Below are 17,364 nucleotides of genomic sequence, written 5' to 3'. Positions count from 1 at the left end.
GTATATAGACATCGTAGAAAGCCCGGCAGCTGTCAAAGGCCGTATTTCAGTTTTTGACATAACAGGCTGTATATGTGGTCATACTTCCACTCAACCCCCCTCCGCCAAGTAAATATAATCCTCCCAGATTTGCGTACCCGACCTTGCGGTCCGGCTCTTCGCACATCAACCATATATGTTCATAAAACACGGCCTCGATAAATGCGATGAGAAAATCATTCTCGCCGGTTTTTCTGATTCTGCCGCATATAGTCGACAGATCAACGGCCCCGGAGCCATGACCACCACCAATAGCAAGACCAGCAGATAAACCTGAAAACTGTAAAAGCCCGCCGCTTCCGGGCCAGATAGTGCACCCATATGCTCCAATAACAGGAGTAAGGCCACCACAGGAGAAACTGGCACCCACCCAGCCACTGGCATCGTAAAAGCCGCCTGCGGGCTGACCACCGACAGAAAAAAAACGGGTGTGCTGCCGCCAGAAACCGAAATGGTGTCCTGGTCCTGATCCTGGCTGCGGCCAGGCATGTAGGTAAATGGTCTGGTATGCCACCAGGTTTTGTTTTCCCCTGTTGTCTTCAGATGAATCTGGTACTGCTTCCCCTCCTGCATCTGCACCTTATATGTAAGCGGCCGGGCGTCTATTGCGGTGTTGGTCGCCAGGAATACTGCATCTTCAACAGCTTCAGTGTTACTGGAAGACGGAGTATAAGACTGGAAAAGAGGGGAAAAGGGTGTTTCGATAATCCGGAGCTGGTGGAGATTCTGAACCGTCCCCAAGCTGGTTTTCAGTGGCAGATCGACGATCACGGAAACTTCACCGGACCAGGCTCTGAGGGCAGCAAGCCCGCAGGCAGCCATAAGACATACACGCATAACACGACACCTGTAATTTACAGATTCAGGCTCGCGAGTATAGATATCAAAACGGGGGCAGGTGCTTTTCAGATTCTTTTGAAAGGCAAAATACACTTGCCTCCATTTGGTTTTCAGTTGGTCTTCAGTTTATCGCAGGCTGTGTATGTGACCATATTACCCCACGAAACTCCCATGCCTAAAGCTAGCCCTAACATATCCGCATAACCTACATTGCCCTTTACATCCAGGCATTTCAAATCAATATGCTGGTAAAATACGATGGCATAATATAACAGGTTAAATCTTTTCTGTTGTTTACTGTCGTATTTGTTGTTAATTGTGCTGCATATAGACGGCAGATCAACACCCCCGGTGCCATGAGTTCCACCAATACCGATGCCTATGCTTCCACTTGAATATTGTAAAATCCCCCCGCTTCCGGGCCAGATAGAGCATCCCCATCCTCCGCCAACAAGAGCAGCGCCGCCGCAGGAAAAACTGGCAGCCACCCAGCCATTAGAATCGTAAAAGCCATCTGCGGGTTGACCACCAACAGAAAGAAAAACGGGTGTGCTGCCGCCAGAAACCGAAATGGTGCCCCGGTTCTGATCCTGGCTGCGGCCAGGCATGTAAGTAAAGGGTTTGGTATGCCACCAGGCTTTGTTTTCCCCTGTTGTTCTGAGATACATCTGGTACTGCCGCCCTTCCTGCATCTGCACCTTGTAAGTGAGCGGCCGGGCGTCGTCAATGGTACTGCTGGTCACCGTTGTCAGGAATACTGTATTTTCACTGTCTTCAGTGTTGCTGGAAGACGGAGAATAAGAATGGGAGAGCGGGGGAAAAGAGGGTGTTTCGATAATCCGGAGCTGGTGGAGATTCTGAATAGTCCCCAGGCTGGTTTTCAGGGGCAGATCGACGGTGACGGAAACTTCACCGGACCAGGCTCTAAGGGCAGCAAGCCCGCAGGCAGCCATAAGACATACACGCATAATACGACACCTGTAATTTACAGATTCAGTCTCGCGAGTATAGATATCAAAACGGGGGCAGGTGCTTTTCAGGTTCTTTTGAAAGGCAAAATACACTTGCCTCCATTTGATTTTCAGTTGGTTTTCAGTTTATCGCAGGCCGTGTATTTGATCATATTACCCCACGAAATTCCCACGCCTAAAGCTACCCCGTACATATCCGCATAACCTACACTGCCCTTTACATCCAGGCATTTTAAATCAACATGCTGATAAAATACGACGGCATAATATAACAGGTTAAATCTTTTCTGTTGTTTACTGTCGTATTTATTGTTAATTGTGCTGCATATAGACGGTAGATCAACGCCCCCGGAGCCATGAGTTCCACCAATACCAATGCCCATGCTTGCACTTGAATATTGTAAAATCCCCCCGCTTGCAGGCCAGATAGAGCATCCCCATCCTCCACCAATAAGAGCGCCGCCGCCGCAGGAGAAACGGGCAGCCACCCAGCCATTAGAATCGTAAAAGCCATCTGCGGGTTGACCACCAACAGAAAGAAAAACGGGTGTGCTGCCGCCAGAAACCGAAATGGTGTCCCGGTTCTTATCCTGGCTGTGGCCAGGCATGTAGGTAAAGGGTTTAGTATGCCACCAGGCTTTGTTTTCCCCTGTTGTCTTCAGATAAATCTGGTACTGCTTCCCCTCCTGCAGCTGTACCTTATGTGTGATCGGTCGGGCGTCGTTAATGGTATTGCTGGTCATCGTTGTCAGGAATACTGTATTTTCACTGTCTTCAATGTTACTGGAAGACGGAGTATAAGACTGGGAAAGCGGGGAAAAGGGTGCTTCTACAATCCGGAGCTGGTGGAGATTCTGAACAGTCCCCAGGCTGGTTTTCAGGGGCAGATCGACGGTGACGGAAACTTCACCGGACCAGGCTCTGAGGGCAGCAAGCCCACAGACAGCCATAAGATATACACGCATAATACGACACCTGTAATTTACAGATTCAGCCTCGCAATTATAGATACGCAAACAGGAAAACGTACTTTTAAACTATAAAGTGTTCCTGACCTTCTGATCCTATTTGTTTTTTACATCACAGGCCGTATATTTAATCATACTGCCAAACCCCTTTGCCCCGCCCGCTAAAAATAACCCTCCCAAATTCGCGTAACCTATATCGAATTCTGGACTTATGCTCATCAACCACAGATGTTCGTAAAACACGGCATCGACAACAGATAGGGAAAAATCCTTCTTGTTGTCAGAGGATTTTATTGTGCTGCATATGGTCTGTAGATCAACGGCCCCTGAGCCATGACCACCACCAATAGAAATACCATGAGATTGAGCTGCATATTTTAAAAACCCCCCGCTACCGGGCCAGATAGTGCATTCATAACCTCCAACAACAAGAGAAGCACCGCCACAGGAGAATGTGGCACCCACCCAGTCATTGGCATCGTAAAAGCCGCCTGTGGGCTGACCGCCTATGGACAGGAAAACGGGCGTACTGCCGCCAGAAACCGAAATGGTGCTCTGGCTCTGATTGTGATCAGGCATATATGTAAAGGGTTTGGTATGCCACCAGGTTTTGTTTTCCTCTGTTGTCTTCAGATGAATCTGGTACTGCTTCCCCTCCTGCATCTGCACCTTATGTGTGATCGGTCGTGCGTCCATTGTCGCGTTGGTCGTCAGAAAAACTGTCTTTTTAATAGGTTCAGCAGATTCCGTCATTTCAGAATTGCTGGACGGAGAAGGAAACAGCGGAGGAGAAGAAGATGCCTCGTCAATTCGAAGCTGGTGGAGATTCTGAACCGTCCCCAGGCTGGTTTTCAGTGGCAGATCGACGATCACGGAAACCTCGCCAGCCCAGGCGCTGAAGGCAGCAAACCCGCAGACAGCCAGAAGACATACACGCATAACACGACACCTGTAATTTACAGATTCAGGCTCGCGAGTATAGATATCATAACGGGGGCAGGTGCTTTTCTTTGTTTAAGAAGGTTATGTGTTAAGAAGGTCGCGTGACACCGGCCTAAACTCTTGACTGAACATTATTAAATATTACTGAACAGCTTTTGCACTGGCAGCCTCTCCTTCGGCCTGATAAGGATGGCGCTGACGTCTATCGCGGACATTGCCCTCATGAAGTTATTCCCGCTCCTGTGCCTTTTTATCCTGCTCTTTATCCTGCTCTGCAGTCCGTCGGCCCGGGCGCCGATTATCATGCATGGTTTTTTGAACGACCCTGTTTTTGAATCTTCAGCCAAACCCCTGCTGATCAGTACCTGGACTCATGCCTCTACGGTTTTGCTTGACCCGAACATGCATACCCCCTGGAATGAAATCGGTTTCCTTAATATTTTTGCTGTGGATCACCGTCTGGCTCCTGGTGTACTGGCTACGGACAAAGAAAGCATCTCAATCAATAGAGCCAGCGCCTTCATGGCCGTGTTTGACAGAGCCTCAGAGCCGCTGGCTTTCAATGGACGATTGATTCTTATGGCCCATGGTGAGAATCAACAGATAATTTTTGATTTTGGCAAAGCTGGCGCGTTATCAGTCACAACACCTGAAAATTATGGTGCTGTGATAGGTAAATTTGTGAAGAGCAATGCTCTCCAGGTAGACAGGATTGACCTGCATATTTGTTGTGGAGATTATCATGTTCCCCGTTTTATGGAGGGCCTCAGGCAGGTGGGAATCAGTGATATTCAGGTCAATGGTTTTAAGGGCGTTATCTGGACAGACACATTCACCTCGCAAAAAAATCCTGTCGACCGCTCCTGGTTTCGCCTGGGCGACGATGCCAGGGCTCCTGGCATGTCGATTCCGGTAGAAGGCTTTCTGACTGAAGGGCGCTTTCCACCGTCAGCCGGAGATTTTCTGGTTCAACAGCATCTGGGCAACCCCAAGGCTGTTCCTGAACCCAATATACTCGGCAAAATGAAAAGCTGCACCGCTGACTGACAGCGCCTGATCCGCTTATTGGTTTGTTCCCCTAAGTGCTGACTTTACGGTTCCGTTACATGTTTCTGCTTTGACTACGCCAGCTGTTATGACAAGGAACGTAAACCTACAGCCTCACGCAGCCCGGCAATAAAAGGAACAGACTCTTCCCGGGCCTTTTCCGCACCTTTTTTCAACTCGGCTTCAATAAAGGCTGGATCAGCAATCAAGCGGTCATACTCTTCACGGGGGCTTTTCAGCTCTTCATTCAGGTACTCGAACAGTTCCTGCTTCAGTGCTCCCCAGCCAGCCCCTTCTTCGTACTGCTTACGCTTGGCGGCAATCTCGGCTTCGTCTTTGGCGAAGGCGGAGAAAATCTGGAACAGGGTGCAGGTATCAGCGTCTTTAGGCTCACCAGGCTCAAGGCTGTTGGTCACAACCTTCATAATAAACTTGCGGAATTTCTTCTCGGGGCAGAACAGGGGAATCACATTGCCGTAGCTCTTGCTCATCTTGCGTCCGTCCAGACCACTCAGAACAGCAGAATTTTCGCCCACAACCGCTTCAGGCAAAACGAAGTGCTCACCCTTGTAAACATGGTTGAAGCGGGACGCAATGTCCCGGGCCATTTCAATATGCTGAACCTGATCACGGCCCACCGGTACACGGTTGGCGTTAAACATCAGGATATCCGCTGCCATCAGCACCGGGTAGCTGTACAGACCCATAGTAACGGCCTTGTCTGGATCATTGCCCTCAGCGACGTTCGCGTCCATAGCGGCTTTATAGGCATGGGCACGGTTCATCAGGCCCTTGGCCGCCATGCAGTTCAGCATCCAGCAGAGTTCAGGAATTTCAGGAATATCGGACTGGCGATAGAACGTGGCGCGGTCGGTATCCAGACCCAGGGCCAGCCAGGTGGCGGCGATATTGCGGGTGGACTCATGGACCTGCTGCGGGTCCCAGCTGCTGATAATAGCGTGGTAGTCCGCCAGGAAGTAGTAGGACTCAATATCGTCCCTGCGGCTCTCTTCGATGGCCGGACGGATAGCGCCAACGTAGTTCCCCAGATGCGGAGTACCCGTGGGTTTAATGCCTGTAAGCGTCTTTATCTTGCTCATGGGGTTCATCTGTCTGAAATTCCGGTTCAGGCCGCCAGCAGCCCACAAAGGTTCAGGATTATAAGGAACCCTGCCGGCACGGCAAGCACGACTGACATTCCATGAGCTGAACCCCTTCGACCGGAGTCCTATTTGTTGTAGAACGATTTCATTTCTGTAAACGAGGGAAAATATGGAGACAATGCCAAAGCCAGTTATATTTCGCCTGGTATCCGCGCTCATTTTCTGGACTTCCTGCGGGCTGGCCCAGGGCGCTCCGATCTATACAGATCTGGTGCCATTTTCCTGCCCCAGGGCTACGGAACTCTACGGCAGCCTGGAGCAGAAGAAGTTATATCACCGCATGGATAAGCTGGTTTTCTCCATGCACCTCCCCCCATTTATCCGGAAAAGAACGGAAGCCCTGAAAAACCCCCGTTCAAATTACTGGGCCAAAGGAAGACTGAGAACAGCCCTGAAAAGCTATAGCCTTAACCGAACGACCGTCAGCAAAAATCCAGAAGACGATTCCCTGCAGATAGATTGCCATTACTCTTTTGGTCAGGACAGCGTCATGACCCTGCAAGCGACGGCGTCATCTCTCTGGCCAAAAAGAATCATAAACATTGAACTACAGATTCCCAACGAGTGGGAAGGTGACGGCGCAATATCCATGTCCTGCGATTCTGTTATTTACAGATACGGCTTTTACTTGCCCCAGGAATGCAAAACAAGCGTCTATCTTGAGATACTGCGTATCGATCTTTAATACCCTAAGAGACAGCTACACCTGTTATCAGAGTTCTGTTACTGTGCTGCAGGCCTGAAAAACAGCAAATCTGATAAGCCAGCACCCGCCCCTATGCCAGAACTTCCCGAAGTAGAAACCACCCGCAGGGGCATAGCCCCCCATATCACCGGTCATAAAGTATCAGACGTGATTATCCGTCAGCCCCTGCTTCGCTGGCCCATTCGCAGCGACCTTCCTGAGATTTTACGGGGACAGGTTCTGAAGCAGGTTTCCCGCCGTGCAAAATACCTGCTGCTGACGTTTCCCAACGGCACATTGATTGGCCACCTGGGTATGTCCGGCTCCATGCGGGTGCTGCCTGCCAATACCCCGACCGGAAAACATGACCATATAGATCTGCTCTTTGATAACGGCGAGCTGCTGCGTCTGACCGACCCCCGCCGCTTTGGAGCCATGGTCTGGACAGATAACCCCCCGGAAGAGCACAGGCTGCTGGCCAGCCTCGGCCCAGAACCACTGTCCGATGACTTTACCGGAGAACGGCTGTTCCAGCGTTCCCGCAACCGGAAACAACCGGTAAAAACATTCCTGATGGATAACCACAATGTAGTGGGGGTAGGAAATATTTACGCCAACGAAGCCCTGTTCCAGGCGGGCATCCGGCCAGACAAAGCCTGCGGGCGTATTTCCAGAAAGCGTTATGAGCGTCTGGCTGAAGCGGTTAAACAGGTTCTGGCCAGGGCTATTGAAGTGGGCGGCACCACTTTGAAGGATTTTGTTGGCGGAGATGGCAAGCCCGGATATTTTGCCATTGAACTCACCATGTATGGCCGGGCCGGAGAAGCCTGTCAGGTATGCGGAACCACCATCAAAGAGATTCGCCTGAATAACCGCAGCACCTGCTTCTGCCCCAAATGCCAGACATAGGCCAGAGCCTAAACAGCCTTTTCCCCATGCCGATAGACAGAACAACGTCCCAATTCAGGCTGATACCCCATGTTCCGTACTGTTCTGGCATTTCTGGCTTTAATTTTCTCCTTTCCTCTCCTGAGTGCACCACTTCCGCAAACCGAAGTTGTTGAAGACCGGGTGTTCCACGGTGCGGAATTCGCCCCCAAAAACCTGATAATTGCCGACAGGTTTGTGCCCATCGTGACCCAGAACCCACAGGCAGGCTTGAAGGTTGAAGAGGGTCAGAGTCAAAACCCGGAAGTCACTATTCCACTGGAGGAGCCGGGCAGGGAAACCTGGTTAAGCAGCTGTTTTCTTAAGGAAGGAGAAGAGGATGTTCTGTCAGGATACTTTCAGCCCAAACGTGATTTTCTTCAGGCACGGCAGTTAATCTTTCGCCACTGCCAGGAACGGGCAGAGCCAGGTACCCTTAATGAGTACCGGTTCAGCTTCAGTCTCAGCCGTATTCCCGAAGTCAAGGAGCGTATACAGCTTGCCACCTGGAAGGCCACACCGGATTTATTCAGGCATCGCCTGAACTCCCGCATATCCGACGATATTAATTTTAAGGCAGGACAAACCTACCAGTCCCTGTCCGACAGTGGCGCTCAATTTGAAATCAACACGTTCAATCCCCTGACCCTGGAGATTCGGGAAGGCTTTCTGGCCCTTATCGCCCGTTCAGATACCAAAAACCTGACCCTGGACGATAACTGTGATTTCAAGAGTATCCGCAAGCTGAAAGACGGCAGTTCACGGAAGTGCGGAAAAACCAGAAAAGTCACTCTTATCAGCAAAATCCCCGTACAGGGGCAGCTGAAGCCGGGGGAACTGTTTACCTCCACAATTCAGGTGGTGTGGTCCAAATATGAGGGTCTTGTTGCTATTCCCGGACGGGTGACATGGAGCTTTGGACAAACTGTTACCTGGAACGGAGACATAGGCAGCAACGATAACATTGGCCCCTACTTTACCGTTGGCGCAGCCCTCATCCAGGGAAAACCGCTGGATGTTGTCTACGGGAATATAGGCTTTGAGCATCATCAGACTGGCTACAACGTAAACCTTATCAAGAACCCTAACAACTACGGTCGCTTCAGGGACACCTGGAAAGCAGAGCGGCCAAGAACCAGGCTGGGACCGTTTCTGCACAACCAGGTGAAATGGGCCTACGACGGTGCGCCCGTCGGCTTCTTTGCTACGCCCTACTATAACGTTCGCAGAACCCAGGAAATTGATCTCGGGGACTTTCTGAGCAACGCCCCCAGCAAGAGCCTGAGACGCCCCTATATTTACGTGGGCGAAGAATTTAACCGCACCTACTGCGGCGGAGACAGATACCACCTGACCATACGCCTGCTGGATAAAGACCGAAAAGAAATTGCCCGCTGGCCGACAGATAACAATACGAAAACCGTGTCCGGTCCCTGTGAGTGGAGTGAAGGCACCTGGACAAAGGAGTTCTACGTCTTTCGAGGGTACTCAGGTATTCCCCGGTACATAGAATTCAGTGATGGTGGCAGGGACAAAGAGTACTGGCGCGGTTTTTACGGAAGCAGAATGAGGGAAGCGACAGTTATTCTCTCCAACGGCCTGCCCCAGCCGCAGCTGAAATAAGAATCAGAGCAAAATCAGCAAAATTTCATATATTGAATAGTGTTCATGAACACAAACGTCCGGGAGGACATAAAAATTATGGAAACCGGAAAGAACCGACTCAAAACCACATTACTGGCCCTGACGGTCTCTGCGTCCCTGAGCGGTATGACGGCATTCGCCAATCCCCGTTTGAATGAAGATTTTCAGGAAGATCCCAGCTTCTTCGCCATGGCCGGTGACCTTATCGTCTCCCGCCCACTGATGCTGGCCACCACCGTGGTTGGAGCCGCAGTTTTTATTGTGAGCTCTCCATTCTCTGCTTTGGGCGGTAACATTAAAGGCGCTGGTAAAACCCTGGTAGCTGAACCCTTTAACGCAACCTTCAAACGCTGCCTGGGGTGCTCATTTCCGAAGGATTATTAAACCTTTCGCTACACTCCGACATAAGAAAGCCCTGTTGCGCCGGCAACAGGGCTTTTCTTTATTCCCTGCCAGTTTATGGACTGGTACACATTTGAGCACTGCGGGATGGTCTTTTCTGGATAAGGCTCATTCCCGGGTTCTTCTCAGCGAGTTCGCGCCACGCCTGCTCACAGACTCTCTTCATATGCTCACGACCATTGATACCAAACACGGCAAAGCCTTCATCAATTATTTTATATGTTTCTGTTGATGCAGAGATATTCAGATCCTGATCGACGTGGACGTTAAAGCCATTTTCCAGGGCACCAGTGGATGTTTTTAATACGCAGGCCTGGTCGTAACATCCCATAATCATCAGATCACTAATGCTGTTGGTACGTAAATAGTCGACAAGTACCTTCTGGCTTGACACATCACAACACTGGCTTTTCAAGTCAAAAGCATTATCTTCTGTCTTGGTGATTTTTCTGTATTTGATATTGACCTTCATCGAAGCCAGTAGGTCGGGGAGGGTCTCTCCGTAACGGCGGTCTTTGCTAATGTAATTAATATCAATGAAATGAACTTTCGGGTTTTTGGCGAAATATTCAATAACCTTTTCCTGTCCAGAAATCACTGCGACAGCCTCATCCTGATCATAAGTCCACAGGCACATGTGCTGCATATCAATAACCATCACCGCTACGGTTTTACCTTCCCGAACTAAACCCTCAATATGATAAATTGTATCCTCCCAGTTTCCGCTGACGCCGAATGACAGACTAATCAGGCAAAGAAAAACTCTGCAATATCGTCTTATGATGCCGACGCCCGACCATGCCAGCGATGCTCCTGTTTCTGAACCAGTATTTTTCTGGGGTAGAGAGGTTTGGTCTTTGCATGTGATCACAGCTGAAATTCTCTTGAACGGATGCTTATGAAGAGGTTTTCCGGGGCTATCAGGGAAGAGGTGTGCGTGTCTACTTCCGAAGGGTGTAAGTGTCTCCTGAAGAACAGAAGATGTAGGGGGCAAACTGAACCAGGGGAATTGTGTATAGAGTAGACCCTTTCAATAATAAACGTTTGTCGATAGCGTCCAGGCGGCGGGTGGCCTGAAAATCACCAGTGCCGCAGGAAAGATCATAAAAAAGGGCCTTACGGCCCTTTTTTATGTCTGCTGAATTGTCAGCCAAAGCACCAGGACGATAGGAATGAAAGACAGCACAATGCCTCTATAACCAACTTCCTTGCGGCAGCCTGGGCTAAACAGGTATCCTCTGATCTGATAAATATATGACATCTGTCATACATAAACCGATCTCATAATTTATCAATTCGGTATCTGGCCATCTATAACACAAAAAGAGCCATACCGATAAATACAAGAGAAAAATATAAGAAAGAAATATAAGAGAGTAACGAAGAGGGATATTTGTTCATGGAATCGTCTATTTACCAGGCACCCACATCAGAAATCATCCAGGAAACGGAACAGAATTATGGTTCTCTGGAAAAAGGTATTACCGGAGACTACAACTTCTCGATTGGGGATATTATCAGCGAAGCCTGGGAAAAAACCAAAGGGGCGAAACTGTCAATCCTTCTTGGCTTCCTGTTAGCGATAGGAATTTACATTGGTGCGATATTGATTACCGGCCTGATTCTGGAAGCTCTGGCAGCTTCTCCCGAATCATCCGCAGGCACAGGGGCAATCCTGGCTGGCTCTTTTGCGCAGCAAATTACAGTAACAGCTATAGGTATGCCCCTTTTTATGGGCCTGTTCATTATGGGCTTACGCCAGTCTGTAAGTGTTTCAACTTCAGCCGCAACTGTCCTTCAGTTCTTCCATAAAATACTGCCACTTTTAGGGCTGTATATTGTTATGACGGTCTTTATCACCGTCGGTTTCTTACTTCTCATACTGCCCGGTATATACCTTACGTTCGCCTATATGTTTGCCATGTCCCTGATGGTGGATAAAAATCTTGGTGTGTGGAATAGCCTGGAAACATCCCGTAAAGCGATCAGCAAACGCTGGTTCAGCTTCGTCGGCTTATTGCTCCTGCTCATGATCATCAATCTTCTTGCTGCAATTCCTCTGGGTATCGGCCTGATCTGGACAATACCCATGACTCAAATAGCCATGGGTATTGCTTACCGCAATATGTTCGGTGTTGAGCCAGCCACTGCAGCCTGATTGATTTGATGAAAGCACCTGTACAACAGATTGATACCACCTGGCATGTGGAAACGCCTGAAGGCATAGATCTGCAGGCTGAAGTCGCAGGGCCAGTTCCGCGCGTCCTGGCCTACCTTGTTGATCTGCTGATTCGCGGCGCAGTTCTTCTGGTTCTGTCCCTCGCCCTTTCCTTCTGGGGAATGGCGGGCCAGGGCATTATTATGATTGCTGCCTTTCTGCTGGAATGGTTTTATCCAGTCTTTTTTGAAGTTCTCCGCAGCGGCCAGACACCCGGTAAACGTCAGTTCAACCTTGTTGTGGTGAACGATGACCTGACCCCGGTTATGCCCGGCACGTCGTTTATTCGTAATCTGCTCCGTGCCGCTGATTTCCTGCCATTTTTCTATATGGGTGGCCTTATCTGCATGCTGGTCAATGGTCAGTTCCGCCGTCTGGGTGATCTGGCGGCTGGTACTCTGGTTATCCATGTGCCGCCGGAACAGAACAAAGACAAACTGCCCAAAGCCTGTCCGCAACCGCCCAAAGTTCCCCTGGACAGTGAAGACCAATCCGCCGTTATCGATTTTACCCGCCGTCACGACCAGTTGAGCGATGCCCGCCAGCAGGAACTGGCCAATATTCTTGAGCCTGTTCTTGGTAGCGGTTCTAACAACCAAAACCCGGAAGCGGATACCGGAGAAACATCCGTCAACAAACTGCGGGGCATGGGTGTCTGGTTACTGGGAGGCCATGAAAAGACATGAAGCAACAGGCCTTTGAACAGAAACATAACCAGACCTGGGCACTGCTGGAGAAAACATTTATTTCCCAGGGTTCCCTGAAAGCCCGGCCAGATGCCGGTTTCGACGACAGCCGCCTTGCGCCCCTGTACCGGGAAGTCTGTCATCATCTCGCCCAGGCCAAACAGCGCAGCTACAGCCCCCACCTTGTGGATCGCCTGAACCGGCTGGTGCTGGTGATGCATAACGCCCTGTACCGTCACAATACCCGGTTCCGTTACCAGTGGCTGCGTTTTCTGATAAAAGACTTCCCCCTGGCCCTGTACGACAACCGCCGTTATATATGGCTTTCTGCGGCCCTGTTTCTTGTTCCCGGGCTGTTTATGTTTATCGCCTGCCTGACCAGCGAGTCCATGGTTTACACCCTGATGGACCCGGTTCAGGTCCGTGAATTTGAAGCCATGTACGATCCCTCCAATGATGCGATCGGACGCCTCCGTGGTTCCGATACCGATCTGGCCATGTTCGGTTTTTATATCAAGAACAATATCGGTATCAGCTTCCAGACCTTTGCCAGCGGCATACTGTTTGGTATTGGTTCTATTTTTGTGCTGGTTTTCAACGGCCTGGCTATTGGCGGCGTGGCCGGACATATCGCCCAGATCGGCTTTGATGAAACCTTTTTCCCCTTTGTGATTGGCCATGGCAGCTTTGAACTGACAGCCATTGTGTTCAGTGGTGCCGCGGGTTTGAAAATCGGTTTTGCTCTGCTTTCCCCCGGCCCCTGTCGACGGGTGACGTCCCTGCGTCTTGCGGCAAAAGACGCTGTCCGTATTGTTTACGGCTCCACCCTGATGCTGCTGATCGCCGCCTTTCTGGAAGCCTTCTGGTCATCCAGTTCCACCCTGCCCATTGCGGTGAAATACAGCGTTGGCGCGCTGCTCTGGGCCCTGGTTCTGGGCTGGTGCACCTTTGCGGCCCGTCGGGCAGGGAGGCTGAAGCCATGATGGATCTTGGCCGTATTCAGATTAACCCCCGCCTGCGCAGCCGCTGGGAAGCTGTCGACCTGGGTTTTACCCTTGCCCGCACATGGTACAAACCTCTGTTAACATCCTGGGCCATTCCATCCGGGCTTGTGTTCTTCCTTTCCAGTGCCCTCTGTTATCTCTTTGATCTGGCTATGTGGATTCCACTGCTGCTGACCTGGTGGCTGAAACCTCTCTGGGATTGCGCGCCACTGTTAATTGGCAGCCGGGCTCTGTTTGGGGAAAAGGTATCCCGCAGTGAAGCCATTCGCGGAGCGTCTGGTCTACTGCGGCCAGACTGGTTCAGCTGGCTCACCTGGCGTCGCCTCAGCCCGTTCCGAAGCTTTGGTATGCCGGTTACCGGGCTGGAACAGCTCTCCGGCTCTGCCCGCAGCAAACGCCTTGGGCTGCTTAGCCAGCGTTCTGGCAGCAGTGCTTTGTGGGTCACCTTTGTCTGCGTGTCTATGGAACTGATTCTGGCTATTGGCTGCTATGCGCTGGTTGCCATGATGCTTCCTGAGCATATTGACGAAGGCTTTTTCAGTCTGATTACCCGGGAAGGTGACCTGATGTTGTTTATCGACAATCTTGTCAGCTGGGCAGCCATGGTGGTTATCGCGCCTTTCTATACCATGGCCGGATTCGCTTTATACATTAACCGTCGTATTGAACTGGAAGCCTGGGATATTGAGATTCGTTTTCGGGATATGGCCAGCCGACATCAGGAGCGTCGTAACAGCCTCTCTTCGCTCCCCGGTAAGGCTGCCAGTATTGCCACCGGTCTGCTGATGACCTTTATGCTGGCGTCATTCATTCCCCAGCCTGCACAGGCCGTAGAACATATAGACCAGCAAGGCTCCCGGGAACTGATTACGGAAGTTCTTGAAGATGACGCTTTTCACGACAGGGAAACCACAACCGGCTGGCGACTTAAAGAAGACCCAAACAAGGAACAGACCCTGCTCGACTGGCTTCTGAGTATTCTGGAGTGGTTTTTCGAACCCCTGATGTATGGAGGGGAAGAAACCCGTATGGGCTTTGCCCAGATTCTGGAGCTGCTGATATGGCTGACAGTTGGTGGTGCGATTGTCTGGTTTATCTATCACTACCGTCAGGCCATCGGCTCAGTTTTCTCCACTCTCCCAAAGCCCAAATCCAGAAAAACAACCGAGGCTCCCGAGGTGCTGTTCGGGCTGGATGTAAGCCAGAACAGTCTGCCTGATGATGTGCCGGAAGAGGCCCGCAAACTCTGGATCAATGGCCAGCACCGGGCAGCGGTTGGTCTTTTGTATCGGGCCACGCTGTCTGAACTACTCCATCGCCATAACTTTGATTTCCACCCCGGCTATACGGAGCGGGAATGCGCAGAGCTTGTGCAGAACAAGATGGCGGCAACGCCCCTGAATAACTTTGTCCAGAACCTGACGGAACAGTGGCAGCTGCTTGCCTACGGTCACCGGCATCCTCCACAAACGGCCTTTGATCACCTGTGCCGAAACTGGCGGGAGGTATTTCCCGCATGAGCGCATTTCAAAACAACAGCCGTCAAAACAACGGGCATCGCTCATTCCCGGTTTTTCTGCCGGTGATCCTGTTTGTTCTGATTTTGGCAGGGCTGGGTTCATGGATATTTTTTACCTACTTTGAAAAATACGAAGAAGTCACCGATAAGGGCTGGACCAAAGAGGCCCGCCTGAATCCATGGCTCGCTGCGCAGCACTACCTTGAGAAGCTGGACTTCAGCTTTCACAGCTTTGAGCGTATGCAGGAGCTGGAGAAACACCTGCAAAGCGAATCTGGCACAGACACGCTTCTGATCACCGATATTGAGCTGGTGCTGACCGAGAGCCGGGTCGATAAGCTGCTGGATTGGGCTGGCAATGGGGGTCGGTTAATCGTCGGGCTTCCCAGCGCTGATGATGGTCGCACCCACCCGCTTCTGGAACACTTCGGTGTAACAGCCGCAGACGCTGAATTCGAGGAAGAAGAGGACGGCGAAGAGCGTTCCATCGTCGATCTGATACGGGAGTACAACGACCTCGAAGACAAACAGAGCCAGAGTTTCGACCAGTGGCTTGAGAAGAACTATTCAGACGACTGGCAGAGCCGCAAAGAAAGTGAAGTCACCAGTATCAGCTTTGAAAATATCGATACTCCAGCGGAAGTTTACCTGTCCGGTGACGTTCGCCTGGAACATGACTGGCTTTATCTGGATACAGAAGAAGAGAAAGACTTCGAAGGCCACTCCCCCGATTACTGGGCCGGAGATGAAGGCGGTGTCAGCTTTATGGAGTTTCCCGAAGGGGATGGCCGGGTCGCTTTTATTATTGATACCTCCATCTGGAGTTCCAGAAAAATAGGCGATGAAGATAATGCCTGGCTGCTGTGGCTACTCTCCCACGGAGATTCTTTCAGCATCCTGTACGGCACAAGCATGCCGTCCCTCTCCACCATTTTTCAGGAGAACGCGCCGGAGCTGCTGTTTGGCTTTTTGTTCTGGCTGCTGGCCTGGCTGGTGTACCGAGGCCGACGTTTCGGAGCTATTCGAGAAGAGTCGTTTACCCAGCGCCGGGCCATTATCGAACATATTCGGGCCTGTACTGATTATCTCTGGCGTCGTAACAAACCGGAGGCTCTTATTGAGCCTCTAATAAATGAAATTGCCCGACGCTGCCAGCAGCTTAACCCCAGCTGGCAAAAGCTCTCTCCACAGGAACAATACCAGTGGCTGGCCGAACACAGCCGCACACAACCGGAACAGGTGGCCACAGCTTTAGCTGACGGCATGCCCGGTAACGAATCAGAATTTGTCCACAGGGTAAAAACCCTGCAAAAGATCAGGGAGTCGATATGAGCAACGACAACACCCGGTATGCCCCCCAGCTTCAACAGCTGCGCAACCGTATCAACAGCATGGTGATCGGTCAGCCTGAAGTTGTTGACCAGGTACTGATTGCGCTGATGGCCGGTGGCCATGTGCTGGTTGAAGGTGTTCCCGGCCTGGGGAAAACCCTGCTGGTGCGCAGCCTTTCAGAAGCCATCTCTGGGCAATTTCGCCGTGTACAGTTTACCCCCGACCTGATGCCCGCCGATATTACCGGCCACACCCTGTACGATATGAACAAGGGTGAGTTCCAGGTACGTAAAGGCCCGGCGTTTACCAACCTGCTGCTGGCGGATGAGATTAACCGTGCTCCCGCAAAAACCCAGGCGGCCCTGCTGGAAGTGATGCAGGAAAATCAGGTTTCCATCGAAGGTACTTCCCACGATGTGCCCACGCCGTTTATGGTCATGGCCACCCAGAATCCCATTGAGCATGAAGGCACCTATCCCCTGCCGGAAGCGGAACTGGACCGTTTTCTGATGAAGATATTTATCAATTACCCTTCAATGGATAACGAGGTTCTGCTGACCCGCTGTATCAGTGGTTCCGATGGCGGAACGCCAGTTGCTTCCTCTGTTGAACCGGTATTTACCATTGAACAGATTCAGGAGCTCCAACAGGCCGTTGCTTCCATACCCGTAGACAACCAGGTCGTGGAATACGCCGTGCGTCTTGTACGGGCCACCCGGGACAGCGTCGTGTTTGCCCGTGGTGCAGGAACCCGTGCCTGCATCGCTCTGGTCAATGCCGGTCGTGCCTATGCCCTGCTCCGTGGCGCAGACTTTGTGCTTCCCGATGATATTAAAGCTATGGCCATTCCTGTTATGCGTCATCGTGTTGCCCGTTCGGTGGATATGGAAATTGAAGGTGTAGAAACTGATGCTCTGCTGAAAGACCTTCTCGAACAAGTGGAAGCGCCACGACTTTAAGAGCCGGGTGAAAGGAAA

The 17,364-nt window shown here is 51.1% G+C and carries 17 protein-coding genes; 11 read left to right on the top strand and 6 right to left on the bottom strand.

The window, feature by feature from the left end; translation table 11 throughout:
* Positions 1-165: 165 nt before the first annotated feature.
* The 4 genes from ACY2RQ_RS08100 to ACY2RQ_RS08085 form a co-directional block, all read right to left on the bottom strand.
* Positions 166-876: a hypothetical protein gene (locus ACY2RQ_RS08100; protein WP_490112458.1), complete on the bottom strand. Its 711-nt coding sequence runs from the start codon at positions 874-876 to the stop codon at positions 166-168.
* Between the two features lie 113 nt (positions 877-989).
* Positions 990-1,847 (bottom strand): hypothetical protein, encoded by an 858-nt coding sequence (locus ACY2RQ_RS08095; protein ID WP_490112457.1) that lies wholly within the window; start codon positions 1,845-1,847, stop codon positions 990-992.
* 113 nt (positions 1,848-1,960) lie between these two features.
* Positions 1,961-2,815: a hypothetical protein gene (locus ACY2RQ_RS08090; protein WP_490112456.1), complete on the bottom strand. Its 855-nt coding sequence runs from the start codon at positions 2,813-2,815 to the stop codon at positions 1,961-1,963.
* A gap of 99 nt (positions 2,816-2,914) precedes the next feature.
* Positions 2,915-3,757, bottom strand: coding sequence for a hypothetical protein (locus ACY2RQ_RS08085; RefSeq protein WP_490112455.1), 843 nt, complete (start codon positions 3,755-3,757; stop codon positions 2,915-2,917).
* 306 nt (positions 3,758-4,063) lie between these two features.
* Here ACY2RQ_RS08085 and ACY2RQ_RS08080 point away from each other — a divergent pair, with 306 nt between their 5' ends.
* Positions 4,064-4,807 carry a hypothetical protein gene (locus tag ACY2RQ_RS08080; RefSeq protein WP_490112454.1) on the top strand — a complete coding sequence of 248 codons (744 nt, stop codon included), beginning with the start codon at positions 4,064-4,066 and terminating at the stop codon, positions 4,805-4,807.
* A gap of 86 nt (positions 4,808-4,893) precedes the next feature.
* On the opposite strand, the gene trpS is transcribed toward ACY2RQ_RS08080, so the two are convergent.
* Positions 4,894-5,907 carry a tryptophan--tRNA ligase gene (trpS, locus tag ACY2RQ_RS08075; protein WP_490112453.1) on the bottom strand — a complete coding sequence of 338 codons (1,014 nt, stop codon included), beginning with the start codon at positions 5,905-5,907 and terminating at the stop codon, positions 4,894-4,896.
* A gap of 172 nt (positions 5,908-6,079) precedes the next feature.
* Between trpS and ACY2RQ_RS08070 the strand changes: the two genes are divergently transcribed.
* The 4 genes from ACY2RQ_RS08070 (at position 6,080) to ACY2RQ_RS08055 (ending at position 9,610) form a co-directional block, all read left to right on the top strand.
* A complete protein-coding gene (locus tag ACY2RQ_RS08070) occupies positions 6,080-6,655 on the top strand; it encodes a hypothetical protein (RefSeq protein WP_490112452.1) in 576 nt (191 codons plus the stop codon).
* A gap of 93 nt (positions 6,656-6,748) precedes the next feature.
* Complete coding sequence (mutM, locus tag ACY2RQ_RS08065; protein WP_490112451.1) at positions 6,749-7,564, top strand: bifunctional DNA-formamidopyrimidine glycosylase/DNA-(apurinic or apyrimidinic site) lyase; 816 nt, start codon at positions 6,749-6,751, stop codon at positions 7,562-7,564.
* A 69-nt stretch (positions 7,565-7,633) separates the two neighbouring features.
* Positions 7,634-9,205: a hypothetical protein gene (locus ACY2RQ_RS08060; RefSeq protein WP_490112450.1), complete on the top strand. Its 1,572-nt coding sequence runs from the start codon at positions 7,634-7,636 to the stop codon at positions 9,203-9,205.
* A gap of 45 nt (positions 9,206-9,250) precedes the next feature.
* A complete protein-coding gene (locus ACY2RQ_RS08055) occupies positions 9,251-9,610 on the top strand; it encodes a hypothetical protein (protein WP_490112449.1) in 360 nt (119 codons plus the stop codon).
* A gap of 73 nt (positions 9,611-9,683) precedes the next feature.
* Here the strand turns inward: ACY2RQ_RS08055 and ACY2RQ_RS08050 are convergent, their stop codons facing one another.
* Positions 9,684-10,499: an isochorismatase family protein gene (locus ACY2RQ_RS08050; protein WP_490112448.1), complete on the bottom strand. Its 816-nt coding sequence runs from the start codon at positions 10,497-10,499 to the stop codon at positions 9,684-9,686.
* A 528-nt stretch (positions 10,500-11,027) separates the two neighbouring features.
* Here ACY2RQ_RS08050 and ACY2RQ_RS08045 point away from each other — a divergent pair.
* From ACY2RQ_RS08045 to ACY2RQ_RS08020, 6 genes are read left to right on the top strand one after another with little or no spacing between them, the layout of a single operon-like run.
* On the top strand, positions 11,028-11,786 hold the full coding sequence (locus tag ACY2RQ_RS08045; protein ID WP_490112447.1) for a hypothetical protein: 759 nt from the start codon (positions 11,028-11,030) through the stop codon (positions 11,784-11,786).
* 8 nt (positions 11,787-11,794) lie between these two features.
* Entirely contained in the window at positions 11,795-12,532 is a 738-nt protein-coding gene (locus tag ACY2RQ_RS08040) for an RDD family protein (RefSeq protein WP_490112446.1), read from the top strand.
* Positions 12,529-13,515: a stage II sporulation protein M gene (locus ACY2RQ_RS08035; protein ID WP_490112445.1), complete on the top strand. Its 987-nt coding sequence runs from the start codon at positions 12,529-12,531 to the stop codon at positions 13,513-13,515. Before ACY2RQ_RS08040 ends, ACY2RQ_RS08035 begins: the two co-directional genes overlap by 4 nt.
* On the top strand, positions 13,512-15,056 hold the full coding sequence (locus ACY2RQ_RS08030; RefSeq protein WP_490112444.1) for a DUF4129 domain-containing protein: 1,545 nt from the start codon (positions 13,512-13,514) through the stop codon (positions 15,054-15,056). Before ACY2RQ_RS08035 ends, ACY2RQ_RS08030 begins: the two co-directional genes overlap by 4 nt.
* Positions 15,053-16,387 (top strand): DUF4350 domain-containing protein, encoded by a 1,335-nt coding sequence (locus ACY2RQ_RS08025; protein ID WP_490112443.1) that lies wholly within the window; start codon positions 15,053-15,055, stop codon positions 16,385-16,387. The genes ACY2RQ_RS08030 and ACY2RQ_RS08025 overlap by 4 nt, the downstream gene beginning before the upstream one ends.
* Positions 16,384-17,346, top strand: coding sequence for an AAA family ATPase (locus ACY2RQ_RS08020; RefSeq protein ID WP_490112442.1), 963 nt, complete (start codon positions 16,384-16,386; stop codon positions 17,344-17,346). The genes ACY2RQ_RS08025 and ACY2RQ_RS08020 overlap by 4 nt, the downstream gene beginning before the upstream one ends.
* The last annotated feature ends 18 nt before the right edge of the window (positions 17,347-17,364 follow it).

This window comes from Parendozoicomonas sp. 209JJ7-1, assembly GCF_058147085.1.
The sequence above is the reverse complement of the archived record's forward strand: the minus strand, read 5'-3'. Positions and strand labels throughout refer to the sequence as shown.